Annotated in this window: 22 protein-coding genes; 7 read left to right on the top strand and 15 right to left on the bottom strand. The window is 62.8% G+C overall.

Going from position 1 to position 26,733, the window contains the following annotated elements; all coding sequences use genetic code 11:
- Genes HKK52_RS02335 through HKK52_RS02315 form a run of 5 tightly spaced genes read left to right on the top strand, consistent with a single transcriptional unit; the run spans nt 1 to nt 4,566 of the window.
- Nucleotides 1-363, top strand: coding sequence for an STAS domain-containing protein (locus tag HKK52_RS02335; RefSeq protein WP_169369154.1), 363 nt, complete (start codon nt 1-3; stop codon nt 361-363).
- Nucleotides 360-764, top strand: coding sequence for an anti-sigma regulatory factor (locus HKK52_RS02330; RefSeq protein WP_169369153.1), 405 nt, complete (start codon nt 360-362; stop codon nt 762-764). Before HKK52_RS02335 ends, HKK52_RS02330 begins: the two co-directional genes overlap by 4 nt.
- Entirely contained in the window at nt 761-1,765 is a 1,005-nt protein-coding gene (locus HKK52_RS02325; RefSeq protein WP_169374158.1) for an ATP-binding protein, read from the top strand. The genes HKK52_RS02330 and HKK52_RS02325 overlap by 4 nt, the downstream gene beginning before the upstream one ends.
- Complete coding sequence (locus HKK52_RS02320; protein WP_169369152.1) at nt 1,758-2,633, top strand: sensor histidine kinase; 876 nt, start codon at nt 1,758-1,760, stop codon at nt 2,631-2,633. The genes HKK52_RS02325 and HKK52_RS02320 overlap by 8 nt, the downstream gene beginning before the upstream one ends.
- Nucleotides 2,623-4,566, top strand: a complete 1,944-nt coding sequence (locus HKK52_RS02315; RefSeq protein WP_169369151.1) for a response regulator — start codon at nt 2,623-2,625, stop codon at nt 4,564-4,566. The genes HKK52_RS02320 and HKK52_RS02315 overlap by 11 nt, the downstream gene beginning before the upstream one ends.
- A gap of 113 nt (nt 4,567-4,679) precedes the next feature.
- Here HKK52_RS02315 and uvrA read toward each other — a convergent pair whose 3' ends face one another.
- The 7 genes from uvrA to HKK52_RS02280 form a co-directional block, all read right to left on the bottom strand.
- Complete coding sequence (uvrA, locus tag HKK52_RS02310) at nt 4,680-7,310, bottom strand: excinuclease ABC subunit UvrA (protein WP_169369150.1); 2,631 nt, start codon at nt 7,308-7,310, stop codon at nt 4,680-4,682.
- A 52-nt stretch (nt 7,311-7,362) separates the two neighbouring features.
- A complete protein-coding gene (locus HKK52_RS02305) occupies nt 7,363-9,474 on the bottom strand; it encodes a hybrid sensor histidine kinase/response regulator (protein ID WP_169369149.1) in 2,112 nt (703 codons plus the stop codon).
- A 334-nt stretch (nt 9,475-9,808) separates the two neighbouring features.
- On the bottom strand, nt 9,809-12,886 hold the full coding sequence (locus tag HKK52_RS02300) for an error-prone DNA polymerase (RefSeq protein ID WP_169369148.1): 3,078 nt from the start codon (nt 12,884-12,886) through the stop codon (nt 9,809-9,811).
- Nucleotides 12,883-14,298, bottom strand: coding sequence for a Y-family DNA polymerase (locus HKK52_RS02295; RefSeq protein ID WP_169369147.1), 1,416 nt, complete (start codon nt 14,296-14,298; stop codon nt 12,883-12,885). Before HKK52_RS02295 ends, HKK52_RS02300 begins: the two co-directional genes overlap by 4 nt.
- Nucleotides 14,299-14,305: 7 nt before the next feature.
- Nucleotides 14,306-14,923 (bottom strand): translesion DNA synthesis-associated protein ImuA, encoded by a 618-nt coding sequence (gene imuA, locus HKK52_RS02290; RefSeq protein WP_054055082.1) that lies wholly within the window; start codon nt 14,921-14,923, stop codon nt 14,306-14,308.
- Nucleotides 14,923-15,540 (bottom strand): transcriptional repressor LexA, encoded by a 618-nt coding sequence (gene lexA / locus HKK52_RS02285; protein ID WP_169369146.1) that lies wholly within the window; start codon nt 15,538-15,540, stop codon nt 14,923-14,925. The genes imuA and lexA overlap by 1 nt, the downstream gene beginning before the upstream one ends.
- Before the next feature lie 201 nt (nt 15,541-15,741).
- On the bottom strand, nt 15,742-16,677 hold the full coding sequence (locus tag HKK52_RS02280; protein WP_169369145.1) for a LysR family transcriptional regulator: 936 nt from the start codon (nt 16,675-16,677) through the stop codon (nt 15,742-15,744).
- Between the two features lie 103 nt (nt 16,678-16,780).
- On the opposite strand from HKK52_RS02280, the gene HKK52_RS02275 reads away from it, so the two are divergent.
- Nucleotides 16,781-18,523 carry an amidohydrolase gene (locus HKK52_RS02275; RefSeq protein ID WP_169369144.1) on the top strand — a complete coding sequence of 581 codons (1,743 nt, stop codon included), beginning with the start codon at nt 16,781-16,783 and terminating at the stop codon, nt 18,521-18,523.
- 97 nt (nt 18,524-18,620) lie between these two features.
- Nucleotides 18,621-19,358, top strand: coding sequence for a TorF family putative porin (locus HKK52_RS02270; RefSeq protein ID WP_169369143.1), 738 nt, complete (start codon nt 18,621-18,623; stop codon nt 19,356-19,358).
- Nucleotides 19,359-19,436: 78 nt separating this feature from the next.
- On the opposite strand, the gene HKK52_RS02265 is transcribed toward HKK52_RS02270, so the two are convergent.
- From HKK52_RS02265 to HKK52_RS02230, 8 genes are all read right to left on the bottom strand, one after another.
- Nucleotides 19,437-19,721, bottom strand: a complete 285-nt coding sequence (locus tag HKK52_RS02265) for a DUF971 domain-containing protein (protein WP_169369142.1) — start codon at nt 19,719-19,721, stop codon at nt 19,437-19,439.
- Nucleotides 19,718-20,680, bottom strand: coding sequence for a HEAT repeat domain-containing protein (locus HKK52_RS02260; RefSeq protein WP_169369141.1), 963 nt, complete (start codon nt 20,678-20,680; stop codon nt 19,718-19,720). The genes HKK52_RS02265 and HKK52_RS02260 overlap by 4 nt, the downstream gene beginning before the upstream one ends.
- A complete protein-coding gene (locus tag HKK52_RS02255) occupies nt 20,677-21,525 on the bottom strand; it encodes an ABC transporter ATP-binding protein (protein WP_169369140.1) in 849 nt (282 codons plus the stop codon). The genes HKK52_RS02260 and HKK52_RS02255 overlap by 4 nt, the downstream gene beginning before the upstream one ends.
- Nucleotides 21,525-22,298 carry an ABC transporter permease gene (locus tag HKK52_RS02250; RefSeq protein ID WP_169369139.1) on the bottom strand — a complete coding sequence of 258 codons (774 nt, stop codon included), beginning with the start codon at nt 22,296-22,298 and terminating at the stop codon, nt 21,525-21,527. Before HKK52_RS02250 ends, HKK52_RS02255 begins: the two co-directional genes overlap by 1 nt.
- Before the next feature lie 127 nt (nt 22,299-22,425).
- The gene (locus tag HKK52_RS02245) at nt 22,426-23,832 is read right to left on the bottom strand and encodes an ABC transporter substrate-binding protein (RefSeq protein WP_169369138.1); all 1,407 of its coding nucleotides are present in this window, start codon (nt 23,830-23,832) and stop codon (nt 22,426-22,428) included.
- Nucleotides 23,833-23,954: 122 nt separating this feature from the next.
- Nucleotides 23,955-24,200, bottom strand: coding sequence for a 4Fe-4S dicluster domain-containing protein (locus HKK52_RS02240; RefSeq protein ID WP_007946457.1), 246 nt, complete (start codon nt 24,198-24,200; stop codon nt 23,955-23,957).
- A 25-nt stretch (nt 24,201-24,225) separates the two neighbouring features.
- Entirely contained in the window at nt 24,226-25,956 is a 1,731-nt protein-coding gene (locus HKK52_RS02235) for a fumarate reductase/succinate dehydrogenase flavoprotein subunit (protein ID WP_169369137.1), read from the bottom strand.
- Nucleotides 25,953-26,705, bottom strand: coding sequence for a GntR family transcriptional regulator (locus HKK52_RS02230; RefSeq protein WP_149658212.1), 753 nt, complete (start codon nt 26,703-26,705; stop codon nt 25,953-25,955). The genes HKK52_RS02235 and HKK52_RS02230 overlap by 4 nt, the downstream gene beginning before the upstream one ends.
- Between the last annotated feature and the right edge of the window lie 28 nt (nt 26,706-26,733).

Below are 26,733 nucleotides of genomic sequence, written 5' to 3'. Positions count from 1 at the left end.
ATGGAGCGCATTCCGATTCTGCAAATGGGCGACTTCCTGCTGGTGACCATCCAGGTCGACATGCATGACCAGCTCGCCCTGACCCTGCAAGACGACCTGTCCGAGCGCATCAGCAATACCTCCGCCCGGGGCGTGCTGATCGATATCTCGGCGCTGGACATGGTCGATTCGTTTATCGGCCGGATGATCGGCACCATCTCCGGCCTGTCGAAAATCATGGATGCCCAGACCGTATTGGTCGGCATGCAACCGGCCGTGGCCATTACCCTGGTCGAACTGGGCCTGACCCTGCCCGGCGTCAGCACGGCGTTGAACGTCGAGCGCGGGATGAAACTGCTCCAGGCCCGAGTAGGCGAACAATGACCGTGCGCAGCAGCGGCAGCCAGCCGATTCAAATCGAGCAGGACGTGGTCCTGGCCCGGCAGACCGCGCGCAAACTCGCCCAGGAATGTGGCATGCGCCTGATCGACCTGACCAAACTGGTGACCGCCGTCAGCGAGCTGGCGCGCAACACCATGGTCTATGGCGGTGGCGGCGACATGGATTGGCAAATCCTCGACGAAAACGCGCGCACCGGTCTGCGCCTGACCTTTCGTGACGAAGGGCCGGGCATCCCCGACATCAAGTTGGCCATGACCGATGGCTGGACCTCCGGCAGCGGACTTGGACTGGGGCTGACCGGCGCCAAACGGCTGGTGGAAGAGTTCGAACTGGACACCGAGCCTGGCAAAGGCACTCGCATAACGATTACCCGATGGACATGAACATTGGCGGCACCCTGACGCTCGTCTTGCCGATCGAAGACAGCAGCCAGATCGGCCATGCCCGGCGCACCACGCAAAAACTCGCGGAGAAACACGGTTTCGATGCCACCGACGCCGGGCGTGTGGCGCTGGTCGCCACCGAGCTGGCCAGCAACATCCTCAAGCATGCCGCCCGGGGCGAATTGCATATCAGGACCTTGCCCCGCCCGACCGGCGCCGGGATCGAAATCCTCGCCGTGGACCGTGCCGGTGGCTTTGACTTGCAAGCGTGCCTGACCGACGGCTTTTCCACGGGCGGCACCCAGGGCATCGGTTTGGGCGCGGTGTCGCGCCAGACGGAAGTGTTCGATGTGTATGCCGACTCACGGGGTGCGGTGCTGCTGACACGCCTGTACCCACGCAGCGACAAGGCGCCGGACCGGCGCATCGGCGTCAGTCAGCATTCGTTGCACCACGACCCGGCGTGCGGCGATGTCTGGCACCTGGCGTTTGACGGAGCGCGCATCAGTGCGCTGGTGATCGATGGCCTGGGCCATGGCGAAGATGCCGAATTCGCCGCCCGCGCAGGAGAAAAGGCCTTCGCCCTGGCGCCGTTCGCCTCGCCGATGCTGTTGCTCGAAGACATGCATCACGCCATGATCGGCACCCGTGGCGGTGCGGCGGCCTTCGCGCAGTTCGACGGCGATGCCCTGAAATACGTCGGCATCGGCAATATCGGCGGCTGCCTGATCGCCCCGGACAAATCCCGTGGCCTGGCCTCCCACCCCGGCATCGTCGGCGGCCAATACCGGAAGGCCCAACCCTTTGACTATGCTCAAGTGAACGGACACCTATTGATCATGTACAGCGACGGCCTGCAGTCCCGTTGGAACCTGCAAGATTACCCCGGCCTGGTGCACCGCCACCCCGCCGTGATTGCCGCTGTCCTGCACCGCGATTTCTGTCGCGGGCGGGACGATGTAACGGTATTGGTCGTTGCCCTGGAGACCGCCCATGGCTGAGTCACCCAACCTGACGCCGGACGAACAAGCGTCGCTGATCGCGCAACTGCAGAGCGAAGCCACAGCGCTGCGCGACGAACTCGATGAAACCAACCAGGGGGTTCTGGCGCTCTACGCCGAACTCGATGAGCAAGCCGAACAACTGCGCCAGGCCTCCGACCTGAAAAGCCGCTTCCTGTCGTACATGAGCCATGAATTCCGCACGCCACTGGGCTCGATCCTGAGCATCACCGGCCTGCTCACCGATGAACTCGACGGCCCGTTGAGCCCCGAGCAGCACAAACAAGTGGCGTTCGTCAGCGGTGCCGCGCGGGAGTTGAGCGACATGGTCGACGACCTGCTCGACCTGGCGAAGATCGAAGCCGGGCGCATCAGCATTTCCCCGGCCTGGTTCGACATGCTCGACCTGTTCGCCGCCCTGCGCGGCATGTTCCGGCCGATTGTCGATGGCAGCGCGGTGGACCTGATCTTCGAAGAACCACAGGGCATCCCGCGACTGTTCACCGACGACAAGAAACTCGCGCAGATCCTGCGCAACTTCATTTCCAACTCGCTGAAGTTCACCACCCGCGGTGAAGTCCGGGTCTCGGCGCGCCTGGAAAACAGCGATCACGTGCGCTTTGCCGTCAGCGATACCGGAATAGGTATCGCCCCGGAGCTACATGGCGCATTGTTCGAGGACTTTTCCCAAGTTGACTCGCCGTTGCAGAAACGCCTGCGCGGCACCGGTCTGGGCCTGTCGCTGTGCAAACGCTTCGCCGCGCTGCTGGGGGGTGAAGTCGGGGTGCAGAGTACGCCGGGGGCCGGCTCGACCTTTTTCGTGATCATCCCGCTGGCCATTGCCGTGGAGCCCGCCGATGAAACGTGACATCTGTTTGTTGATCGTCGACGACAACGTCGCCACTCGCTACGCCTTGCGTCGGCGCCTGGAACGGCATGGCTACGCCATTCTCGAAGCCGGCACCGGCAGCGACGGCCTGGCGCTGATCGACAGCGAACGGATCGACGCGCTGATCCTCGACGTCAACCTGCCAGACATGAGCGGCTTTGACATCGTGCGCAAACTGCGTGCCGAAGCGGCCACCGCGTTGCTGCCGGTGATTCACGTCTCAGCGGCGTCGATCCAGACCGGCGACATCATCACTGGCCTGGACGCAGGCGCCGACGCTTATCTGATTCACCCGGTGGATCCGGATGTGTTGCTGGCGACCCTGCGCACGCTGCTGCGGGTGCGCGACACCGAGAACGCCTTGCGTGAAAGCGAGGCGCGGTTCCGCGAGATTTTCACCAATGTCTCGGCGCCCATCGCGGTGATGGACGCGGCGCTGAAAGTCCACGAATGCAACCACGCCTTCGCCCAACTGATCCAGGACAACCTCGACCCGGACACCCTGCGCGAATGCTTTGCCGACGCTCAGGGCGCGGTGATTGATGAACTGCGCCTGCGCCTGGCCTATGGCGAGCGCTGGAAAGGCACGCTGAACATGCGGGTCGAAGGTCAGGTACGGGAAACCGAATGGCAGATTTCACCGTATCGCACCCCGGAATTGAGCCTGGTGTTCGTCGAGGACGTCACCGAGCACCGCCACCGCGAACGCTCGCACCTGGCTCGGCTCGACGACGCCACCACCCAGTTGGCCAAGGAAGTCGCCGAACGGGTGCGCACCGAAGCGCAACTGCTGCAAGTGCAGAAAATGGATGCGCTGGGCAAGCTCACCGGCGGCATCGCCCATGACTTCAACAATCTGCTGACCGGCATCATCACCAGCCTGGAACTGATCCAGAAACGGATGGCCGATGGGCGTACCGACAAGGTGCAGTTCTACGCCGAGGCGGCGCTGAACTCAGCCATGAGCGCCGCGTCCCTGACCCATCGTCTGCTGGCCTTCGCCCGTCAGCAGCCGCTGGATACCCGGCCGGTGGACATCAACGAGAACATCCGCTCCCTGGAAGAACTGCTGATTCGCACCATTGGCGAGCGCATCACCTTGAGGCTGGAACTGACCTCCAAGGCGGCCATCGCGCTGGTCGATCCGATCCAGCTGGAAAGTGCCGTGCTTAACTTGGTGATCAACGCCCGGGATGCGCTGCCCCAGGGCGGCAATATCTGGGTCAGCACCTATGCCGCCTATTCCCACGGTGACCCCAATCTGGCGGACGGCGCGTATGTGGCGTTGGCAGTGCGCGATGACGGCACCGGTATCGAGCACAGTGTGATCGACAAGGTGTTTGATCCGTTTTTCACCACCAAGCCGCTGGGCCAGGGCACCGGGTTGGGGTTGTCGACCATCTACGGTTTCGCCCGGCAGTCGGGGGGCGATGCGCATATTCGCAGCGTGGCCCGGCGCGGTACCGAAGTGACCATCATGCTGCCGGCCAGCGCCGATCCGATGGCGACCGAATCGCCATCGGTGGTCGTCGATTCCCAAGGCTCGGGCGAACACGTGCTGATTGTCGAGGACATGCCTTCAGTGCGCATGTTCGTCGCCGAGGTGCTGGTGGATGCCGGTTACCGCTGCACTCAGGTGGGTGATATCGAAGGCGCGCTGGAGCGCTTGCAGAATGATCCGTCGATTGACCTGATGCTGACCGATGTCGGGTTGCCGCGCATGAGTGGGCGGGAACTGGCCGATGTTGCCCGGGGTTGGCGTGAAGGGTTGCCGATTCTGTTCATGACCGGCTATGCGGAGAATGCGCTGAATCGCCAGGTATTCCTGGGTGAAGGCATGGACATGCTGGTCAAGCCGTTTCAGATCAGCGAATTGCTGGACAAGGTTCGCCGCTCCCTCGACGGCGCCTGACACTACTGATCGTTCCCACGCTCTGCGTGGGAATGCAGCCCGGGACGCTCTGCGTCCCAGTGGAACGCGGAGCGTCCCTTGAGGCATTCCCACGCAGAGCGTGGGAACGATCATCATCGTGAGTGCAGCACTCTGGCCAAGAACGGCGCCGTGCGACTCTTTTTGTTTTTGGCCACGGTCTGCGGCGTGCCCGCCACGACAATTTTGCCGCCCTGATCCCCCGCCCCCGGCCCGATGTCGATCACCCAGTCACTCTGGGCGACCACGCGCATTTCATGTTCAACCACGATCACCGTGTGCCCCGCCGTCACCAGCGTATCCAGTTGCTCCAGCAGCCGATCGACGTCCCGCGGGTGCAACCCGGTGGTGGGCTCATCCAGCACGTACAGGGTCGCGCCGCGCTGATTGCGTTGCAGCTCGGTGGCCAATTTGATTCGCTGGGCTTCGCCGCCGGACAGTTCGGTCGCGGGCTGACCAAGCCTCAAGTAACCGAGGCCAATATCGCGCAGCACCTCCAGCGAGCGGCGAATCCCCGGTTGCTCGGTAAACACCGTGACCGCTTCGTCTACCGTCAGTTGCAACACTTGGGCGATGCTCAAGCCCTGCCAGGTGATGGCCAGGGTCTGCGGGTTGTAGCGCGCGCCGTGGCAGGTCGGGCATGGGGCGTAGACGCTGGGCATGAACAGCAATTCAACGCTGACAAAGCCTTCGCCTTCGCAAGTCGGGCAACGGCCCTTGGCAACGTTGAAGGAGAACTGCCCGGCGTCGTAGCCCTCGGCCTGTGCTTCTGGGGTGGCGGCAAACAGTTTGCGCACGTTATCGAACAGCCCGGTGTAGGTCGCCAGGTTCGAACGCGGCGTGCGGCCGATGGGTTTCTGATCGACTTGCACCAGGCGTTTGATCGATTCCAGCCCGGCCGTGACCTGACCGCCGCTGACTTGTGGCGCGTCGTCTTCCAGGCTCAGTTCTTCCGGTTCACTGGCGGTGCGGCCCAGATGCGCGCCGACCAGTTCCAGCAGCGCCTGGCTGACCAGGCTCGACTTGCCGGAACCCGAGACGCCGGTCACCGCCGTAAAGCAGCCCAAGGGAAACTCGACGCTGAGGTTGTTCAGGTTATTACGGGTGATGCCTTCCAGGCGCAGCCAATCCTTGGCCTTGCGGATAACGCGAGGTGCCGTGACCTGCTCGGCGAACAGGTAGGCACGGGTCTGGGAAGCGCTGACGTGTTCCAGGCCTGAAGGATGCCCGCTGTAGAGAATATGGCCGCCATGCTCGCCCGCCGCCGGCCCGACATCGATCAACCAATCCGCGCGGCGCATGGTTTCCAGGTCATGCTCGACCACAAACAACGTGTTACCGGCCGCTTTCAGGCGTTGCAGGGCTTCGAACAACGCCTCGCCATCCGCCGGATGCAGACCGGCCGAAGGCTCATCCAGCACGTAGATCACGCCAAACAACTGCGATCCCAATTGCGTCGCCAGACGCAGGCGCTGCAACTCGCCGGACGACAGCGTCGGCGTGCTGCGCTCCAGCGCCAGGTAACCGAGGCCCAGATCGGTCAAGGTGCTGACCCGCTCCAGCAAGTCCTGGGCAATACGTTGCGCAGCCAGGCGTTTTTCCACCGACAGGTTCGGCGTGTGGCGTACATCCGGCGCATTGGCGTGGCCACTGGCGCCGTGGGCGACCCGCTGTTCGCGAGCCTCGCGGGTCTGGTCGTGGGTCAGGACTTCGCCGGGCTCATCGGCCTGTTCGAGGTAACTGTGGGCCGCCACCGGTTTCAACACCTCGGCCACTTGCAGCAACGGCATCTGTGACAGCTCGCCGATGTCGTACCCGGCAAAAGTTACCGACAACGCTTCGCGCTTGAGGCGTTTACCGTCGCACAACGGGCACGGGCTGCCGAGCATGAATTGCGAGACGCGCTTCTTCATCAACGCGCTCTGGGAATGGCTGAAGGTGTGGAGAATGTAGCGGCGGGCGCCGGTAAAGGTGCCCTGGTAACTCGGTTCCATCTTGCGCTGGAGCGCGACTTTGGTTTCTTCCGGGGTCAGCCCGGCGTACACCGGCACAGTGGGGGCTTCTTCGGTGAAGAGAATCCAGTCGCGCTGTTTTTTCGGCAGCTTGCGCCAGGGGATGTCGACGTCGATGCCCATGGTCACGAGGATGTCCCGCAGGTTCTGCCCCTGCCAGGCCAGCGGCCACGAGGCAATCGCTCGTTGACGGATGGTCAGGCTCGGATCAGGGACCATCAGCGCTTCGGTCACCTCATAGACGCGCCCCAAACCATGGCATTCGGGGCACGCACCTTGCGGCGTGTTCGGCGAAAAGTCCTCGGCGTAGAGCATCGTCTGCCCCGGCGGGTAACTGCCGGCGCGGGAATAGAGCATGCGGATCAGGCTCGACAACGTGGTCACGCTGCCCACCGAAGAGCGCGTACTCGGCGTGCCCCGCTGCTGTTGCAGGGCCACGGCCGGCGGCAGGCCTTCGATGGAGTCGACATCCGGCACCCCGACCTGATCGATCAGGCGCCGGGCATACGGCGCCACGGATTCGAAATAGCGCCGTTGCGCTTCGGCGTAGAGGGTCGAGAACGCCAGGGACGATTTGCCCGAACCGGATACGCCGGTGAACACCACCAAGGCGTCACGAGGGATGTCCACGTCAACGTTCTTGAGGTTGTGTTCCCGGGCGCCGCGCACCCTGACCATGCCGGAAGGAGGGGTTGAGGTGCGCTTTGAAGTCATGAAATTACCTTGATTAGATCACTGAAAAAACGCAAATCCCTGTAGGAGCGTGTTAGCCATTGAGGACGGTGCGCACCATTTGCGTCAGCGCCTCCGGTCCATACGGCTTGCTGAGCAAATGCGTATCCGGGCTCAGTTGGTGATTGCGCGAGATGATGTCGCGGGTGTGGCCCGAGGTGAACAGCACCGCCACCGGCGGCTCCTGGACTTTGGCCCACGCCGCCAGATCTGAACTTTTGATCAGGCCCGGCATGACCACGTCGGTGAAAATGATGTCCACCGCCACGCCCTCCAGCAACATCTGCATGGCCATGTCGCCATTATTCGCGGTCAGCACCTGATAGCCCTCTTCGCGCAGCAATTCCACTGCCGCCACGCGTACCGCATCGTTATCCTCGACCACCAGAATGGTTTCATGCCCGCCGCGCTGCGCTGCTGCCGGGATCGCTGTTTCGTTGGGCAACGGCCGCAGGCTGCGCGGAAAATACAGCTGCACCCGCGTGCCTTCGCCGATCACGCTGGCGATCTCGATATGCCCGCCGCTCTGCTTGACGAAGCCGAACACCATGCTCAAGCCCAGGCCCGTGCCCTGGCCGTCGGCCTTGGTGGTGAAAAACGGTTCGAATGCCTGGGCCAGTATGTCGGGCGCCATGCCGGCACCGGCGTCGGTCACGGTCACGCGCAGGTAGTCCCCGGCGACGATGCCCTTGCCCGCACAAAAGCGTTGGTCCAGCACGATGTTCTCGGCGCTCAGGCCAATGGTGCCCTCACCCTTCATGGCGTCGCGGGCATTGATCGCCAGGTTGAGGATGGCGTTTTCCAGTTGATTGCGGTCGACATGGACACGCCAGGGATCGTCTACAAGCGCCACATCGATTTGAATGGTTTCCCCCAGCGCCCGTTGCAGCAACTCGCCCAGGCCTTCGAAGATCTGCCGGGGGTCGCAAACCGCCGGCGACAGTGGCTGGCGACGGGCAAACGCGAGCAGTTGCGAAGACAGTTTGGCCCCGCGCTCGACCGCGGCAATCGAGGCACTGACCCGGCGCTGTACGTTGGCGTTGTCCGGTTCGTGGCGGGCCAGCAAATGCAGGTTGCCGGCAATCACTTGCAGCAGGTTGTTGAAGTCATGGGCCACGCCGCCGGTGAGGCCGCCGATGGCTTCCAGCTTCTGCGCCTGGCGCAACTGCTCTTCCGCCGCCAGCCGTGCGCCGACTTCATCGGCCACCCGTTGTTCCAGGTTGCGGGTGAACTTGAGCAAGGATTCTTCAGCAGTCTTGCGTTCGTGGATGTCGATCAACACCCCGGGAAAGCGAAACGCCTTACCCTGTTCATTGAACTCGCAGCAGCCGCTGGCCAGCACCCACAGGTAGTTGCCGTCGGGACGCAGTACTCGGTATTCGGCGTTGTAAGGCGCACCGGTTTGCACGGCTTGATCGAGCTGTTCCTGAACCCAGGCGCGGTCGTCGGGATGAATGCGTGATTCGGCGATGCTCGACGGCAGGTCGGCCAGGTCGTAGTCCGGGGGATAGGAAAAGGTACGGGCGAAACGCTCGTCACCGGACAACACGTCGGCTTCGATGTCCCAGACGAACGAACCGATCAAGGCACCGGCATTGAGCGCCAGACGCACCCGTTCGTTATCGGCGCGATAGGCGTTTTCGGCTTCCTGGCGCCGGCGCTCGGAAATCACATGAGCGGTGGTTTCGACCACCATCGCCATGACCCCGGCGGGACGCCCTGCATCATCGGCGACCGGGCTGTAATAGAGGTCCATCCACACGTCTTCGGGCACGCCGTCACGCAGCAAAACCAGTTCTTTATTGTGATAGGACAAGGTGCCGCCCGCCAGGCAGGTGTCCACCACGTGGCGGTTGAAGTCGGCGACCTCCGGCCACCCGAGTTCCACCGGCGAACCCAGCAAATAGGGATGGCGGCCACCGGCGAACACCGAGTAGGCGTCGTTGTAAATCATGTAGCCCGCGCGCCCCCAGAGCATCACCATCGGCAGTGGCGAAGCGAGCATCAGTTGCACCGCACTGCTCAGGCTGCGCGGCCAGCTATCGATAGTGCCAAGCTCGGTCAGGCTCCAGTCGAACGCGCGAATGCGTCCGGCCATTTCGCCATTCCAGCCGGCACATCCGTGACTATCCGATAGAAACTGCATTGACTGATTCTGTGTCCTGTAATGGCGCCCGTTTGTTTCGAGCACGGTGGGCGCCAATGGTTTCATAGAGGTATAGCTGATTCACACATGCCAGGCTTTTTGTGGCGAGGCTGGTTCTGCTACTCCTCTATCACATGCTTGAGCGGATGGTAGCCAGTTTTCAGGGTGGCGGCGACGTCGCTGGTGCAAGCGTGGGCGCAGGCACCGGGGGGGGGCAAATGATCGTTCCCACGCTCCGCGTGGGAATGCCTCACGGGACGCTCTGCGTTCCAATGGGACGCGGAGCGTCCCGGGCTGCATTCCCACGCAGAGCGTGGGAACGATCATGGGTATTTCAACGGAAATCCCGGCTACGTACGCTGATGCCGTCGAGCAAGGGGCTCAGGTCGCTCAGCCGCCCGGCAATCAGGTGCCGCACTTCGCCTTCCCGTTCCCAGCGTCCGTCGACTTTGAGCAGTTGCGAGCCCACCAACACCTGGCGCTGTCGTTCGGCCAAATCACGCCAGACCACCACGTTGACGTTGCCGAACTCGTCTTCGAGGGTGACGAAGGTCACACCACTGGCAGTGCCCGGTCGTTGGCGGCCGGTTACCAGCCCCGCCACGCTGACCGGTCGGCCATGTTCGACGTCGAGCAATTCCTTCGAACTGCGACAACGCCGGGCCTTCAATTCCGCGCGCAACAGCGCCAATGGATGCGGACCAAGGGTGGTGCCAACCGATGCGTAATCGGCCTGCAAGTCTTCGCCCACCGTGGGTTTGGGCAAAGACACCTCAGGCTCTTCCTGACGCGGCAACCCGGCGAACAACCCGAGTTGCTTCTGCACCCCCGCCACTTCCCAGCGCGCCCGATGGCGGTCGCCGGCCAGCCCGCGCAAGGCCCCGGCATCGGCCAGTTGCTCCTGGGCGCGGGCATCGAGTTGCGCCCGTTCGCCGAGGTCGGCGATGTCGGCAAACGCGCCTCTTGATCGCGCGGCTTCGATGCGCCGGGCGTCGTCCTCGCGAAAACCCTTGATCATCCGCAGGCCCATGCGAATCGCCGGTTGCGCACCGCTGATCGGTTCCAGGCTGCAATCCCAATCGCTGGCACGCACGTCCACCGGACGGATCTGCAAATGATGCCGGCGCGCATCCTGCAGAATCTGGTCCGGGCTGTAGAAACCCATGGGCCAGCTGTTGATCAGCGCACAGGCGAACGCGGCCGGTTCGTGGCATTTGAGCCAGCAACTGGCGTAGGTCAGCAGGGCGAAACTGGCGGCGTGGGACTCGGGAAAACCGTAGCTGCCGAAGCCCTTGATCTGCTCGAAGATCTGCGCGGCGAATTCAGCCGTGTAGCCGTTTTTCTTCATCCCGGCGGCGAGGCGATCCTTGTGCGGTTCCAGCCCGCCGTGGCGTTTCCAGGCGGCCATGGAACGGCGCAGTTGATCGGCCTCGCCGGGGCTGTAATCCGCAGCGACGATGGCGATCTGCATCACCTGTTCCTGGAACAACGGCACGCCCAGGGTGCGCTGGAGCACGGCTTTCAGTTCCGGGGACGGATAAACCTCGGGCTCTTCCTTGTTTCGCCGACGCAGGTACGGATGCACCATGCCGCCCTGGATCGGCCCCGGCCGGACAATCGCCACCTCAATCACCAGGTCATAGAAATTCACCGGTTTGAGCCGGGGCAGCATCGACATTTGTGCCCGGGACTCGATCTGGAACACGCCAATCGTGTCGGCACGACCGATCATTTCGTAGGTGGGTTTGTCTTCGGACGGAATGGTCGCCAGACTCAGGTCCAGATTTCGGTGACGGCGCAACAGATCGAAACAGCGGCGAATCGCGCTGAGCATGCCCAGCGCGAGGATATCGACCTTGAGCAAGCCGACGGCGTCGAGGTCGTCCTTGTCCCACTGAATGATCGTGCGCTCGGCCATCGCCGCGTTTTCCACCGGCACCAGGCTGTCCAGCGGCTGCTCGGAAATCACAAAACCGCCAGGATGCTGGGACAAGTGCCGGGGAAAGCCGATCAGTTGCCCGGTCAGGCTCAAGACCCGGTGCAACACCGGGCTCTCGGGGTCGAAGCCGCCTTCCAGCAGGCGCTCGACCGGCGGGGTCTTGTCGCTCCAGTGGCCACAGCAATCGGCCAATGCGTTGACCTGATCCGGCGGCAGGCCCAGGGCCTTGGCCACATCACGCACCGCGCCGGCCGCATGGTAAGTGCTGACTACCGCCGTCAGTGCGGCGCGGGTGCGGCCATAACGCTGGAACACGTACTGCAAGACTTCTTCACGGCGTTCGTGCTCGAAATCCACGTCGATGTCCGGTGGCTCGTTGCGTTCTTTCGAGAGAAACCGTTCGAACAGCAGCGTGGTGCGATCCGGATCGATTTCGGTGATGCCCAAGGCAAAACACACCGCCGAGTTGGCCGCCGAACCCCGGCCCTGACAGAGGATTTTTTGTTCGCGGGCGAAGCGCACGATGTCGTGGACCGTAAGGAAATAGCTTTCGTAGCCCAGCTCGGCGATCAGCTCCAGTTCTTTGTCGATCTGCGTCAGTACCTTGGCTTGCGGTGCTTGTGGCCAGCGCCACTGGATGCCCTCTTCGGTCAAATGCCGCAGCCAGGAAGTGGCCGTATGACCTTCCGGCACCAGTTCCCGAGGATATTGATAACGCAACTGGCCAAGGTCGAAGGTGCAGCGCCGGGCGATGACCAGCGTTTCATCGAGCAAGGCGCGCGGATAGATTTCACCCACGACGTCGAGACAGCGCAAATGCCGCTCGCCATTGGGATACAGGCGCAACCCGGCCGCCGCCACCGGCAGGTGATGACGGATCGCAGTCATGGTGTCCTGCAAGGCGCGTCGGCCACGGGCGTGCATGTGCACATCGCCGCTGGCCACCGCCGGGATGCGCAGCTCCCTGGCCAACATCAACAGGTCGTTCAGTCGGCGGCTATCGTCCTGCCCACAATGCAACTGAACCGCCAGCCACAGGCGCTCGGCAAACATCTGCTTGAGCCAATGACCGCTTGGAAAATCATCCACCGCCTCCGGCACCCACAACGCCAACAGGCCCGGCAATGGTTCGCTAAAGTCCTCGCGCAACACTTGGTACTGGCCTTTTTGCGTACGCCGCCGGGCGCGGGTGATCAGTCGGCACAACGCCTGATAGCCTTCAAGGTTTTCCACCAGCAGCACCAGTTTCGGTCCGTCCTCGATGCGGATTTCGCTGCCGATGATCAGTGGCAATTCAACCGACTTGGCCGCTTGCCAGGCGCGAACGATGCCGGCCAACGTGCATTCATCGGTGATCGCCAGGGCCTGATAACCCTGCTGTTTGGCCCGTTGAAACAACTCCAGCGCGCTGGAAGCCCCGCGCTGGAAACTGAAGTTCGACAGGCAGTGCAGTTCGGCATATTCAATGCTCATGCAAACCAGCCTTGCAGCCACAACGGACCGCCCTCACCCACCACGCGATAGGCCCAGCCTTGCTGACCGGCGCGGGTCTGGATCAAGTAATAATCCCGGCGCACATCGGCACCGTCCCACCAACCGGACTCGATGCGTTCCGGCCCCATGAGGATGCGCGCCGAACCTTCGTGCACCGCCAGCGGTTCGGTCAGCAGCCAACCCGGCCGATGTACCCCCGGCAATCCGCCGCAGAACTGGCTGTCGACACTGGTTTGCCATGCACACTCGGGGCGGTGATCGGCCTGGAAACGCAGCCCTTGCACCGCCTCGTCCCCCAGCCGCGCCCGCAGGCGTTCGCGCAATTGCTCCCAGGGCAAGGACTGCTGCGGGCGGTCGTCGAACAGCTCCTGGCGCTGGGGCACGAAGCTCGGCAAGTCTTCGGCACGCAGGCGAAAACCGCGCACCGGGGCCGCGACCTGCACTTGCTCCAAACGCCCCCGGGCCAGTTCGAAGAGCATCGCCGGATCACGCTCGGCGCTGAGCAGGCCGACCTTGATCACGCTGTCCGGCAACCCGGCGTGTTCCAGGTGCAGGTCGAAACGCTGTACGCCACTGTCCCGCCCGCAGAGAAACGCCGACAGATCGCCGGTCAACCGGCGCAATGGAAACAGCAGCGCCTGATGGGATTGCACGTCGAAGTTGAGCTCGATGCGCACATCGAAGCGATCCGGCGGCAAATAGAACGCCAGGGCCAGGTGCCGCAGACCGAGCAAGGCATCCAGATGCTTGAGCACCGGGGCCTCGAAACGCCGGGCCAGGGTATGTCGCGGCAGCGCCTGCACCTGGCTCAGGGTGCGCAGGCCCATGCGCGACAATGCCGTGGCCACCGTGGGTTCCAGGGCGATGCGGTCGACGGGCAGTTGCCCCAAGTGATAGCGCAAGGCTTGATCGTCCGGCACCACCAAGCCGTCATACACATTGGCCAGCACCCGCGCCGCCACCGGGTTCGGCGCGGCGACAATCCGGTGGCGAAAGCCCAGTTCGTTGAGTTCAGTGCGCAGCCGTGCCTCAAATGTAGACCAAGGCCCGAACAGGCCCAGGCTCGACTCGATTTCAAACACCACCGCGCGCGGGTAATGCACGCTGACCTGGGAACTGAAGCGATAAGCCCAGGCCGCGAGAAACTGTTGCCAGTGTTCGATCTCGGCGGCGTCGTACTCGGCAGTGACAAAGCCTTTGCTCAGGGCCTGGGCCGCGGTCATTGACTGGCCCGGACGCAAGCCCAGCGCCCGCGCCGAACCGTTGACCGCTTGCAACACTCGGCGCTGGGCCGGGCCGGTCAGCAGCGCCAACGGCTCATCGGGGTCGGGGCGCTGACGCAGTACCGCGTCCAGCGCCAATTGTGGGAACAGAATGCACACCCAGCGCATGGCAACCTCAATGTCCCATGGCAAAGGCAATCGGCGCCGTACGCGCCAATCCGCCCCGGCACTTCAAGACCCGCAACTGCGCAGGCTTGGCGTCGATGGCAATGCGCAAGGCCGCCGGCGAAGGGTTGACCGCTTCGGCCAGCGAGCGATAGGCAAACGCCAGGGTCGAGCCGGTTTCCGCCGCCACCTGCAAGCGCCGCAGCGCCCGGTCATCGGCCTTGTGCGGCCAACACAGCACCGCGCCGCAACTGCCCGAGCGCAGACACTGTTCCGCCGCCCACAAGGCATCGCGTTCGCTGGCCTGGATGATCGACAACTGGCGCAGATCGACCCCGGCGTTCTGCCAGGCCTGGGGGTACGGCACGTACGGCGGCGCGATCAGCACGATGCGCTCGCCCGCCGCCGACAGCCGTGCCAGCGCCGGCCACACCAGTTGCAACTCGCCGACGCCCTGCCCGGCCAGGAGGATTTCGGTCAGTGCCGCTTCCGGCCAGCCCCCGCTCGGCAACGCTGCATCCAGCGCGGCATGCCCTGTGGGTTGCGGGCTGACCGCCGGTGGCGCAGGCCGGCCCTTCCAGACCTGGCCGCCATTGAACAGCGTATCCAGCGCAACGACGGCGCCCATCACCCTTGCCTCACCAGACCGCAGAACACCCCTTCGATGGCCAGGTCTTGATCGGCTTCAACGATGATCGGCTTATAGGCCGGGTTGCGCGGCAACAGCCGCACGGTGTCGCCAACCCGCTCGAAACGCTTGATGGTGACTTCGCCGTCGAGCCGCGCCACCACGATCTGGCCGTTCAGTGCCTCGGGGTTGCGGTGCACGCCCACCAGGTCGCCGTCGAGAATGCCGTCCTCGATCATCGAATCGCCCTGGACCCGCAGCAGGTAGTCCGGCACCCGGGAGAAAATTGCAGGATCAAACAGTAAGCGGCTGTGCACCTCGGCATCCGCACCAATCGGCACCCCCGCCGCCACCCGGCCGAGTACCGGGATGTCCAGCAACTCCGGGCGCGCCGGTTGCCCGAGCAAGCGAATGCCCCGGGCCTGATTCGGGTTGACCTCGATAAAACCGGCGTCGGTCAGCGCCAGCACATGCTTGCGCGCCACGCTGCGGGAGGCGAAACCAAAGGCCTCGCTGATTTCAGCGAGGCTCGGGGACTGGCCGTGCTCCGCGATTCGATCACGGATAAAGGTCAGGATGGCGGTACGGCGGGGAGTGAGAGTCGTCATGGAGTACATTTGTACTCTTTTGGCATTTTCCTGGCAAGCCTGTAGCAGCTGTCGAGCAGCGCGAGGCAGCGTTCGGCAGCGTTCGGCGGCGTAGCCGTCGTGAAATCAGACGCGCGGTCTTTCAGCTAAACCTCGCGTGTAGGGTTTGCGACGGCTTCGCCGCCGAACGCTGCCTCGCGCTGCTCGACAGCTGCTACGGGGGAAACCAAGTCAGTAACGACCGCAGTCATCACCCAAACCGCGATCCGCTAAAAATCCTGCGATGTAATCGATAAACGCCACCACCTTCGCCGTCGCCCGTCGATGGCTCGGGTACACCGCCAGAATGTGTGCGCCAAAGCTGTCCGGGTCGATGTCGTAATCCGCCATCAGCCGCACCAGCCGCCCGTCAGCGATGTACGGCGCGGCGCTCCATAACGGCGTGTGCAGCAAACCGCGTCCGGCCAGGGCATTGGCCAGCAGCAAGTCATAGTTGTCGCTGCGCAGGCGTGGCGACTGCGGTTGCGGCAGGCTCAAACGCTGGCCGTCGCGCTCGGCCCACCAGAATTCGCGGCTGAGCAACGGATGGCGATACAACAGCCATTCATGTTCATCGAGGGTTTGCGGCGTCACCGGCACGCCCTTGCGCGCCAGATAGGCCGGGCTGCCGCACAACGCCAGGCGATTGCTGCCGACGACCCGGGCGATCAGCCCCGGCAAGTCGTCATGCCCCTCACGCAGGGCCAGGTCGTAACCGCTTTCCAGCAGATTGACGAACTCGTCGCACAGGTCCACTTGCAGGTTGATCTGCGGGTATTGCTCCAGAAAACCACCGCACACCTGATCCAGAAACGCCTGCCCATACGCCAGCGGCGCGGTGATTTTCAGGCTGCCGCGCAGGCCATGCTGCATTTGCTCGACCTCTTCGCCGGCCTCCTCCAACCGCTGCAACACCTGGCGCGCGGTTTCCAGGTAAAGCCGCCCCACTTCCGTCAGCAGAATCCGCCGGGTGCTGCGTTCGAACAACCGCGCACCGAGCTCGGCTTCCAGGTGATTAACCGCTTTGGTCAGGGCCGACGGGGTCTTGCCCAGTTGCTCGGCGGCGCGGCTGAAACTGCCGAGCTGCGCGGTGACCACGAACATTTTTAATGCACCCAACTTGTCCATGCTTTTTCCATTTCGGCAAAAACGTTTTTCGTGAGGCAGGCGTTCTGCTGAGCGCGGGCAGCCACTAATCTGGCCATCAGACGCAATAACAAGGAAACATTCAATGAAAAGATTCATCCCGAATCTGTTGATGGCCGCTGTTAGTTTTGCCTCGATGGAAGCCATGGCCGCCACCGATCTGGTGCTGTTCAATGGCAAGATTTTCACCGCCGACCGCGCCCAACCGAAGGTGCAGGCCCTGGCGGTCGAAAACGGCAAGGTGCTGAAAGTCGGCACTGACGCTCAGATCAAAGCCCTGATCGAATCCGGCACCAAAGTCGTTGACCTCGGCGGCAGAACCCTGATGCCCGGCCTGATCGACAGCCATTCCCACGCGGTGTTCGGCGGCCTGGAAATGGTTTCGGCGAATATGGAAGACGAGGTGGTCAGCCTCGACGAACTGGAAAAACGCCTGCGCGGCTGGCGTGACGATGGCAAGGCCAAACACGGCGATGTGTTGAGCGTGGCCGGCATGAGTTCGGCGTATTGGGCGCAGGCCGAAGCCTTCGGCAAAAAATTCAACAGCGGCGAATGGGCCAACGTGCCCGTGGTCTTCACCGGCAGCGACCACCACACCGCGTGGGCCAATAACGTAATGCTCGAACGCGCCGGCATCGATGCCGCGCTGCTGAAAACCCTGCCGGACGCCGAGAAAGACACGATCGGCAAACGCGCCGATGGCAGCCCTAACGGATTCCTGGTGGACGCCGGTTGGGACCGGGTCGCCTCGAAAATGCCGGTGCCGAGCGCCGCCGACATGCTCAAGGCCGCGCAATCGGCGATGCGCTACAACAACAGCCTTGGCATCACCGCGTGGATGGACCCCGCCGCCAATGCCGCGCCCGGCGAACCCGTGTTCGCGCTCAAGCCCACCGAGAAAACCGTCGGCGTACTACCGGCTTATAAAGCGCTGTCCGAGACCGGCGACATGAGCGTCCACGTCGCCGCGCTGCTGGTGGCCAACCCGAAAAGCGTGCCGGCCGATCTCGACGTGCTGGACAAGGTGCGCCAGCAATTCCGGGGCATTCCCAACCTGACGCTGCCGGGGATCAAGATCTTCGCCGACGGCGTGATCGAATACCCGGCGCAGAGCGCGGCGATGATCGATCCCTACAGCAATTCGCACAAACAGGGTGAGCTGCTGATCGATCCCAAGCATTTCGGCGAACTGGTCAGTGCCATCGACCAGCGCGGCTGGCTGGTGCACATCCACGCCATCGGCGACCGCGCGGTGCGCGAATCCCTGAACGGCATCGCCCAGGCGCGCAAGGATCGCCAGAGCGGCATCACCCACTCGATCACCCACCTGCAAATGGTCAACCCGAAAGAGTTTGCGCGGTTCAAGCCGCTGAACGTGATCGCCTCGATGCAACTGCTGTGGGCCACCGCCGACGATTACACCCTGGACATGATCAAGCCCTACGTCAGCGCCCTGGCCTTCCGTTATCAATACCCGGCGCACTCACTGCTCAAACAGGGCGCGACCATTGCCGGGGCCAGTGACTGGCCGGTGTCCACGCCCAATCCGTTTAATGCCATGGCCCAAGCGATTACTCGCAAAGGTCCGCTGGGTGTGCTGAATGCCGATGAGCGCCTGGACCGCGAAACCCTGTTCTACGCCTACACCCTCAACGCGGCGCGGACCATCGGGCTGGAGAAGCAGATCGGCTCGCTGAGCGCAGGCAAACAGGCCGATTTCATCGTGCTGGATCGCGATGTGTTCACGGTCGATAACAAAGCGCTGAATGACACCAAAGTCTTGCAAACCTGGTTTGCCGGGCGCGAAGTCTACGCACCGACCTTATAAGAAAAACCCTTGCTGCCCCGCCCTGCGCTTGTCGCAAGGGTGTGGCGCAGCCTTGCCCGAAAACTGCCCAAAACAATCACAACAAAGGCACTGTCCCATGAAAGCGTTCACCCTGTTCGCCCTTGGATCCTTAAGCCTGCTGCCCTTGACGAGCCAGGCCATCCCCTTGAACGACGACTTCAACTTGCTGGTGGACCTGACCCTGGCCAGCGATTACCGCACCCGCGGCATCTCGCAAACCCAGAACGATCCCGCCGTGCAGGCCGGTGTCACCCTGGCCCACAGCAGTGGTTTGTACGCCGGTGCATGGAGTTCGAATGTCGACTTCGGCGGCGGCCTGAAAACCCGCCAGGAAATCGATTACTACGCCGGTTGGCTGTGGCAGGCGACCGATGCCGTGAGCCTGGACCTCGGCTATTTGAAGTACGCCTACCCCAAGGAAGGCCAGTTCAATCAGAGCGAGACCTACGGCATTCTCAGCGTTTATGGGGTGAAGCTCGCCGCCTATTACTCGGCGGACGCGCCGGGCATCGACAGCAAGCAGAGTTCGCTCTACAGCTACATCGGCTACGAAACCGAATTGCCCTACGGCTTGGGTTTGAAACTGCGCTACGGCGAAATGGACTTCAAGGACCCGCACCTGTACGCCTCGAACGGCCACGCCGAGGACGCGTACCACGAATGGGAAGTGAAGCTGACCCATGAACTGGCCGGGGTGTTGCTGGGGGTCAGCTACATTGGTACCGATCTTTCGCAAAGCCAATGCGCCAGCAATTGGGGGTTTGGTGATGTGTGCACGGCGACAGTAGTGGCGAGCATCAGCAAATCCTTCTGACCCGGTGATCTGTAGGAGCGAGGTTTGCCCGCGAAAGCGGTGTGTCAGACAGGCCGCCTTCGCGGGCAAGCCTCGCTCCTACAGGGTTTCGGTCAAGTCTGAGAGATAGGGCCACGGGTAGATGCCGCGTTCGTGGCCGTCGCTGAAGATCAGTTGCAGGCCGTAGCCCTGGCTATTCAACTTGACCACACGGATGCGCGAATCCACCTTCACCGCCAGCCCTTGCAGCCGAAACGCGCGGCATTGCGAGCACGGGCACTGGCGGCGCAGTTCGGCGTGATCGAGCAACTGCTCGCGCCCATCCGGCCAGTTCAGCCGCAATTGCTGTTTGCTCTGGGAATTACCCACCGCCAGCGGGTTCATTGCAGTTGACTCAAGGCGATGCGCACGGCTTTGCGCACTTCCGGGTCGCCGTCGTCTTGCGCGGCCTGCAGGGCGGCAACCGCGCCGCGATCATTCAACTCGCCCAACGCCAGCGCTGCTTCCTTGCGCAAATTGCTGATGCGATGGCCCAACGTTTCGATCAACGCTTCAAGGGCCGGGGCGTACCGCAAGCGGCCGAGGCTGCGGGTGGCGCGCAGGCGTACTTGCCAGTAATCGTCGCTCAAGGCTTCGACCAATGCCGGGCCTGCATCCACGTGGCCCACTTTGCCCAGGGTGGTGGCAGCTTCTTCGCGCACTTGCCAGGCGTGGTCCTGCAAGGCCTGGCGCAGGGCCGGCAGGACTTGAATGTCCGACGCCAGACCGAGGGCGCCAGTGGCGGCGCGGCGCACTTCGGTGTCCGGATCGTCGCTGGCCAATCGGGCCAACGCTGACAGGGCATCCAGTTGCTTGAGCCAGCCGAGTACGCCAACGGCCTCGCGGCGTACGCTGGCGTCTTGATCGTTCAATGCGTTTAACGCAGCGCCGGCAGCATCGGGGAAGCGCAACTCGCGCAAGGCCCTGAACGCCGCGACACGAACGCTGACATCAGCATGCCCGGCCCACGGCAAAATCACCCGACCCGCCGCTTCGCTCTTGAGCAGACTCAAGCTCTGCGCGGCAGCAGATTGCACGGCCGACGACGGATCGGTCAGCGCCTGGCATAACGCTTCAACGACCGGCTCATCCTCCCAGGCTTCCAGCAATCGCGCCGCCTCAGCGCGAACCTCTTCAGTCGGGTCTTCAGCCAGACGATTGACCAGCCACAGCAAGCCTTCCGGCTCCTCCAGATCAGCCAGTTCAATCAGGGCAATGCGGCGTACGCCGGGGTCTGCATCAGTCAAGCGCGGTTGCAGGGCGAGGATGTCGTCGTTTTCGGTTGCATCAAATAATGAGGTCATAGGGCAAATCGCGGCAGTTTGTTTTCTGGGGGAAGTCCGAGGGGGTTCAGGCGTGGCAGCTGCCGACCGTCCTCGTGACGCAAGAGCTCAAGGCAGTGACGCTTCAAGCGGGAAAACTCGTGGCTGGTCACCAATTCGGTGGTACGTGGCCGGGGGAAATCCAGGCGCAGGTCTTCGATGATTCGACCAGGACGCGAACTCATCACCAGCAAGCGATCGGCGAGGAACAGCGCCTCGTCGATGTCATGGGTGACGAACACCACGGTGGTGCGAATCCGTGTCCAGATGTCCAGCAGCAGTTCCTGCATGTTCAGTCGGGTCAAGGCATCGAGGGCGCCGAACGGTTCGTCCATCAGTAACAGGCGTGGGCGGTTGATCAGCACCCGGGCGATTTCGACCCGTTGCTGCATGCCGCCGGAGAGCTGATCCGGCCAGCGTTCGGCAAAGCCTTCCAGCCCCACCAACGCGAGGATTTCATCGGCGGCTTGGTGGCGTTCGGTCTTGCCGATGCCGCGCATTTTCAGGCCGAAGGCGACGTTGTCGCGCACCGTGCGCCAAGGGAACAGCGTGTGATGCTGGAACACCATGCCGCGCTGCGGCGACGGGCCGGAGATCGGCGCACCATCGACATTCAAGGTGCCGATGCGCGGTTGCAGATGCCCGGCCAACGCGCCGAGCAAGGTGGATTTGCCGCAACCGGACGGTCCGAGAATGCACACGAATTGCCCTGGCTCGATCTGGCAATCCAGGCCTTGCACGGCTTCGAACGCCGCACTGCCCTCGCCCAGGCTGATCAACAAATCGCGAATGTCGATGCGGCCTTCGGGGTGTTGAAAAACGCTCATCAGGCTTTTCCTCGTGGTCGATGCCAAGGCGTGAACAGCCCACCCAGGCGTTTGATCAGCAGGCTGCTGCCCATCCCGAGCACGCCGATCAGCAACATGCCGACGACGATGTCGGCGTAGTTCTGGATGGTGTAGGACTCCCAGGTGTAATAGCCGATGCCGAATTGGCCGGAGATCATTTCCGCAGTGACCAGGCAGAACCACGAGGTGCCCATGCCGATGGCCAGACCGGTGATGATGCTCGGCGCGGCGCCAGGCAAGATCACTTCCAGCAAAATCGCGCGGCGCCCTGCCCCGAGGCTGCGGGCCGAGGCGATCAGGCGTGGGTCGACGCCTTCGACGCCGTGGATGGTGTTGAGCAGGATCGGGAACAGTGCGCCGGTGAAGGTGATGAAGACCATCGACAGTTCCGAGGACGGGAACATCAGGATGGCCAGCGGGATCCACGCGACGGCGGGGATCGGTCTTAATACTTCAAGAGGCGGCAGCAACAAGTCCTCGGCCCATTTCGAGCGACCGATGGCCAGGCCCAGGGCGATGCCGATGACCAGCGCCGCGAGGTAACCGGCGAAGACCCGGCTGAGGCTGCTGCTCAGGTGCTGGGCGAGCTTGCCGGAGTCACTGAGGCCCAGCGCAGCGTGGATGACGGCCAGTGGCGTCGGTACGTTGGCGAAGGTCACCAGGCCGAGGTTCCAGTGACCACTCGCAGCGAATTGCCAGAACAGCAGGCAGAGCAGCAGTGAGGCGGCTCGGGGGATCCAGCGTGAATACATGTGTCACCTCTGATCGTTCCCACGCTCGGCGTGGGAATGCATCCCGTGACGCTCTGCGTCACATTCAAGAGCGGAACGCGGAGCGTCCCTGGCGCCATTCCCACGCAGAGCGTGGGAACGATCTGACTCAGCGGGTGGCGACGGCCTGGGTGGTGGCGTCGGTGAAGTCGAGGACTTTGCCGCCCTGGGCCGTGGCGAATTGCTGGGCCTGGCCTTTGAGCAGGAAGGCGCTGAGCCGCCCTTTGGCATCACTGGCAAACCACGCCTGATCCGCCAGCAACTTGATGCCGCTGTCACTCGCCTGGGCATACACCGCGCGGATGTTTTTGCCTTCAGCCTTCAAACCAGCCAACGCGCTGAACGCCGCTTCCGCCGAGGCGTATTGCCGGACTTTCGGCTCACCGCGCACCCAAATCTGCGCCACATGGCTGACATCGGTGATGGCTTTGCCGCTGAGCGCATCCACCGCGCTGAGCGGGGTTTGCGCGTAGTTGGCCAGTTGCGCGGTGTAGTCCAGGTTCGACGCCTTGAACGCGGCGCGAATGTATTGGTCGTCGATGAAGGTATTGAGGTCCAGCCCGCGATCAGCCTTCTTCAACAACTTGAGGGTATCGATGGCCGTGCCGACAGCCTGGCGGTATTCCGGTTTCCAGCTCAGGTCGCGGGTCTGTACGCCCAGCGGACCATGGAACAGGTAATTGACCTCCGCATCCACCCCCGTGACTTTGGCGATCAGCTCACTGTATTTCTCGGGTTCTGCGGCCAGCAGCTGATTGGCTTCAATGCTCGCCCGCAGGTAGGCGACGACGATTTCCGGGTACTTCTTCGCGTAAGCCTGATCCACCAACGCCCCGTGGAACGTCGGTGCATTGGCCTGGGCGCCGTCGTAAATCTTGCGAGCAAAACCCCGGCTCGGGAACAGTTCGGCAAACGGCACGAAATCAGCGTGAGCGTCGATCTTCCCGGCCTGCAACGCCGAGCCGGCAACCTCCGGCGGCTGGGCGATGATGTTCACATCCTTCAGCGGGTCCCACCCCTGAGCCGCCACCGCACGCAGCAACATGCCATGGGCGGTGGAGGCGAACGGCACGGAAATGGTCTTGCCCTTGAGCTCCGCCAGCGACTGCACGCCGGACGCGCTCGGCACCACGATGCCATTGCCGCTGCCCTTGATACTGCCCGACAGCACGCTGATAAACAGGCTGTGCTTGCCGGCGGTTTCAAACGCCACACCGTTGAACGCGCCGGGGAAATCGGCCATGGCGCCGAAGTCGAGTTTGCCGGCGACCATCTCGTTGGTCAGCGGCGCGCCGCTGGTGAAGTTCTTCCACTCCACGTCGTATTTGGCGTCTTTGTACTGGCCGTCATGGGGCAGGTATTTGTCGAGCAAACCAAGCTCACGGATCAACAAACCGCCAGCGGCGCAGTTGATGGTGGTGTCCTGGGTGCCGATGGCAATGCGGATGGTTTCAGCCGACGCGGACACGGTGAATGAGGCCAGTACCAGACCGGCTAATGCTGCACGCAATAACATGTGAATCCCCTCGAATCATTTATTGGATGTTCGTCTCCGCCACGATCAGGGCGCGGTGGGAAACGAGGGGGTGTGTGAATCAGGCGTCCGGTGTTGCCGGATGGCTTTAATGCAAGACGAGCTCAACGCAACAGATAAGGAATCTCGACCTTAACCGCCCCGGTCGGGCAGTCTTTTTCACAGGGCATGCAGTACCAGCATTCGTCGAACGCCATGTAGGCCTTTTGCGTGGCCGGGTTGATAGCCAGCAGGTCCATCGGGCAGACGTCGACGCACACGGTGCAGCCTTTGTGGGCGATGCAAAGGTCCTCGTCGACCGTCACCGGCGCGTTGGAGCGGAAGAAGATTTCCTGGGGTTGATAGGCCATGGTTCGGACTCTCTTTGATTGATCGTCAGGCCGCAAACGCGCCGACCCGCAGCCGGTCGTAGGCCTGCATTTCTTCGGCATCGAGCGGGATGATGTAAGGCTCGACGGCTTTCTTGAAACTGCTCATCTGGCCGTCGTCGCCCTTCTTCAGGTGGCAATGGCAGAACCAGTCGCTGTCGTTGCGTTGCGGGTGGTCAACCCGGTAGTGGTAAAGCCCCCAGCGGCTTTCAGCGCGGAACAACGAGGCGCGGGCGGCCATTTCGGCGCAGTCACGGATCATGCTGACTTCCATCGCGCGCATCAGTTCGTGGGGGTTGTGGGCCTTGATCTGATCGAGGTCGCGCTGGATATCGCTGAAGCGTTGCAGGCCGATTTGCATCTTCTTGGTCACTTTCGGCGGTTGCAGGTAGTCGTTCACGAAGCGTCGCAGCTTGTATTCGACTTGCGCGGGCGGCAGGCCGTGTTCGCGATCCAGCGGCGCGTAGACCCGTGCTTTTTCGATTTCGATCTGCTGGGCATCGACGGCGGAAAACTCGCGCCCGGCGACAAACTCCGCCGCGTTGGTGCCGGCAAACCAGCCATAGGTGAACGCGCCAAGCATGTAGTTATGCGGCACCGCCGCCATGTCCCCCGCCGAGTACAAACCCTTGACCGAGGTTTCAGCCTTTTCGTTGACCCACACGCCGGACGCCGAATGCCCGCTGCAAAAACCGATCTCGGAGATGTGCATTTCAACCATCTGCGTGCGGTAGTCCGTGCCACGATTGGCGTGAAACTGGCCGCGACTCGGGCGTTCGTTGCTGTGCAGGATTTCTTCGATGTTCTGGATGGTTTCCTCGGCCAGGTGATCGAGTTTGAGGAACACCGGACCGTTGCCGCTTTCGAGTTCCTGATGGAACTCCCACATCATCTGGCCGCTCCAGTAATCGCACTCGATAAAGCGTTCGCCCTTGTTGTTGGCGGTGTAGCCGCCCAAGGGACCGGTGACGTAGGCGCAGGCCGGGCCGTTGTAATCCTTGATCAGCGGGTTGATCTGGAAGCATTCGAGGTTCGCCAGTTCCGCCCCGGCGTGATAGGCCATGGCGTAACCGTCGCCCGCATTGGTGGGGTTTTCGTAGGTGCCCATCAGGTAGCCCGAAGACGGCAAACCCAGGCGCCCGGCCGCGCCGCAGCACAGGATCACCGCTTTCGCCTTGATCACATGGAAGTCGGCGGTGCGGCAATCGAAGCCCATCACGCCGTTGACCGCGCCCTCTTCGTCCGTGAGCAAACGGGTGCAGACCAGTCGATTGGTGATGCTCACTCGCGCCCGTTTCAACTGGCGATACAGCACTTTCTTGATGTCATGCCCCTCCGGCATCGGCAGCACATAAGCGCCCATGTGGTGGACCTTTTTCACCGCGTAGTCGCCGGTTTCGTCCTTCTCGAACTTCACGCCCCAACGGTCCAGTTGCTCGATGGTTTCGAAACTGTGCGTGGCATAGGCGTACACCGCCGCCTGATTGACGATGCCGTCGTTGGCGATGGTGATTTCCTTGGTGTACTGCTCCGGCGTCGAGTGGCCGGGGATGATCGCGTTGTTCAGGCCGTCCATGCCCATGCTGATCGCGCCACTGCGCTTGACGTTGGCCTTGTCGATCAACAACACGCGCAAATCGCGGTTGCGTTCCTTGGCCTTGATCGCCGCCATCGGGCCCGCGGTGCCGCCGCCGATGACGACGATGTCGTATTCCTGCTCCAAAGTGCTTCGGCTCATGCCTGATCCCCTTTTTGCCGGTCGATCCGCAAGCGGTACTGGAAAGCATCGCCGCGGTAGTAAAGGTGTTCGAAGTCCACGGGAACGCCAGCGGCATCGTGGGTCAGGCGTTCGATGCGCATGATCGGCGAGCCGGGTTCGACGTTCAGGGCCTGGGTCAGGTCGCTGTCGGCCAGCACCGCATCGATGGCCAGGTCGGCGTGGCCGAGGGCGAGGCCGCAGTCGTTTTCGAGGATGAGGAAAATGTCGCGGGTCACCAGGTCAGCCTTCTCCAGCCGCTCGCCGATGGCTTTGGGCAGGTAGGTGATTTCCAGGGAGATTGGCTCGCGGTTGATCAGTCGAACCCGTTTGATCTGCGCCACGGTTTCGCCTTCGGCCACCTGCAAACGCTCGGCGACCAGTTTGTCGGCGGCGATGAATTTGAAGCTGCGCAGGCGGTTGATCACCTCATAGCCGCGACCGGTCATCGACTCGGCCAGGCCTTGCAGGGTGCTGACGTTTTGGAAGGTCTTGGGCTTAGCGACGAAGGTGCCCTTGCCGTGGATCTTGAAGATCAGCCCTTCTTTCTGCAGATCGCCGAGGGCCTGGCGCACGGTGATGCGGCTGACTTTGAACAACGCACCGAGTTCGCTTTCGGACGGCATCTGGCTGTCTTGCGGGTATTCACCGTCGAGGATGCGGCTACGCAGTACGTCGCGCAGTTGGGTGTGCAGGGGAACGCTGCTGAGGGATAGAACGTTATCGGTCATCGGAGATCACTTGTTATAACGAGTTATG

Origin of the sequence: Pseudomonas sp. ADAK2 (assembly GCF_012935755.1) — a bacterium.
Classification (GTDB): Bacteria; Pseudomonadota; Gammaproteobacteria; order Pseudomonadales; family Pseudomonadaceae; genus Aquipseudomonas.
This window is presented reverse-complemented; position numbering and strand designations above follow the sequence as displayed.

Bases quoted from the DNA above. Each gene is read 5' to 3' on its own strand.
- HKK52_RS02265 (WP_169369142.1), bottom strand. From the start codon at position 19,721: ATGAACCCGCTGGCGGTGGGTAATTCCCAGAGCAAACAGCAATTGCGG.
- HKK52_RS02295 (WP_169369147.1), bottom strand. From the start codon at position 14,298: ATGCGCTGGGTGTGCATTCTGTTCCCACAATTGGCGCTGGACGCGGTA.
- HKK52_RS02250 (WP_169369139.1), bottom strand. From the start codon at position 22,298: ATGTATTCACGCTGGATCCCCCGAGCCGCCTCACTGCTGCTCTGCCTG.
- HKK52_RS02270 (WP_169369143.1), top strand. From the start codon at position 18,621: ATGAAAGCGTTCACCCTGTTCGCCCTTGGATCCTTAAGCCTGCTGCCC.
- HKK52_RS02315 (WP_169369151.1), top strand. From the start codon at position 2,623: ATGAAACGTGACATCTGTTTGTTGATCGTCGACGACAACGTCGCCACT.
- HKK52_RS02325 (WP_169374158.1), top strand. From the start codon at position 761: ATGAACATTGGCGGCACCCTGACGCTCGTCTTGCCGATCGAAGACAGC.
- HKK52_RS02230 (WP_149658212.1), bottom strand. From the start codon at position 26,705: ATGACCGATAACGTTCTATCCCTCAGCAGCGTTCCCCTGCACACCCAA.
- HKK52_RS02245 (WP_169369138.1), bottom strand. From the start codon at position 23,832: ATGTTATTGCGTGCAGCATTAGCCGGTCTGGTACTGGCCTCATTCACC.
- lexA (WP_169369146.1), bottom strand. From the start codon at position 15,540: ATGTACTCCATGACGACTCTCACTCCCCGCCGTACCGCCATCCTGACC.
- HKK52_RS02240 (WP_007946457.1), bottom strand. From the start codon at position 24,200: ATGGCCTATCAACCCCAGGAAATCTTCTTCCGCTCCAACGCGCCGGTG.
- HKK52_RS02275 (WP_169369144.1), top strand. From the start codon at position 16,781: ATGAAAAGATTCATCCCGAATCTGTTGATGGCCGCTGTTAGTTTTGCC.
- HKK52_RS02305 (WP_169369149.1), bottom strand. From the start codon at position 9,474: ATGCAGTTTCTATCGGATAGTCACGGATGTGCCGGCTGGAATGGCGAA.
- uvrA (WP_169369150.1), bottom strand. From the start codon at position 7,310: ATGACTTCAAAGCGCACCTCAACCCCTCCTTCCGGCATGGTCAGGGTG.
- HKK52_RS02260 (WP_169369141.1), bottom strand. From the start codon at position 20,680: ATGACCTCATTATTTGATGCAACCGAAAACGACGACATCCTCGCCCTG.
- HKK52_RS02320 (WP_169369152.1), top strand. From the start codon at position 1,758: ATGGCTGAGTCACCCAACCTGACGCCGGACGAACAAGCGTCGCTGATC.
- HKK52_RS02235 (WP_169369137.1), bottom strand. From the start codon at position 25,956: ATGAGCCGAAGCACTTTGGAGCAGGAATACGACATCGTCGTCATCGGC.
- HKK52_RS02300 (WP_169369148.1), bottom strand. From the start codon at position 12,886: ATGAGCATTGAATATGCCGAACTGCACTGCCTGTCGAACTTCAGTTTC.
- HKK52_RS02335 (WP_169369154.1), top strand. From the start codon at position 1: ATGGAGCGCATTCCGATTCTGCAAATGGGCGACTTCCTGCTGGTGACC.
- HKK52_RS02255 (WP_169369140.1), bottom strand. From the start codon at position 21,525: ATGAGCGTTTTTCAACACCCCGAAGGCCGCATCGACATTCGCGATTTG.
- imuA (WP_054055082.1), bottom strand. From the start codon at position 14,923: ATGGGCGCCGTCGTTGCGCTGGATACGCTGTTCAATGGCGGCCAGGTC.
- HKK52_RS02330 (WP_169369153.1), top strand. From the start codon at position 360: ATGACCGTGCGCAGCAGCGGCAGCCAGCCGATTCAAATCGAGCAGGAC.
- HKK52_RS02280 (WP_169369145.1), bottom strand. From the start codon at position 16,677: ATGGACAAGTTGGGTGCATTAAAAATGTTCGTGGTCACCGCGCAGCTC.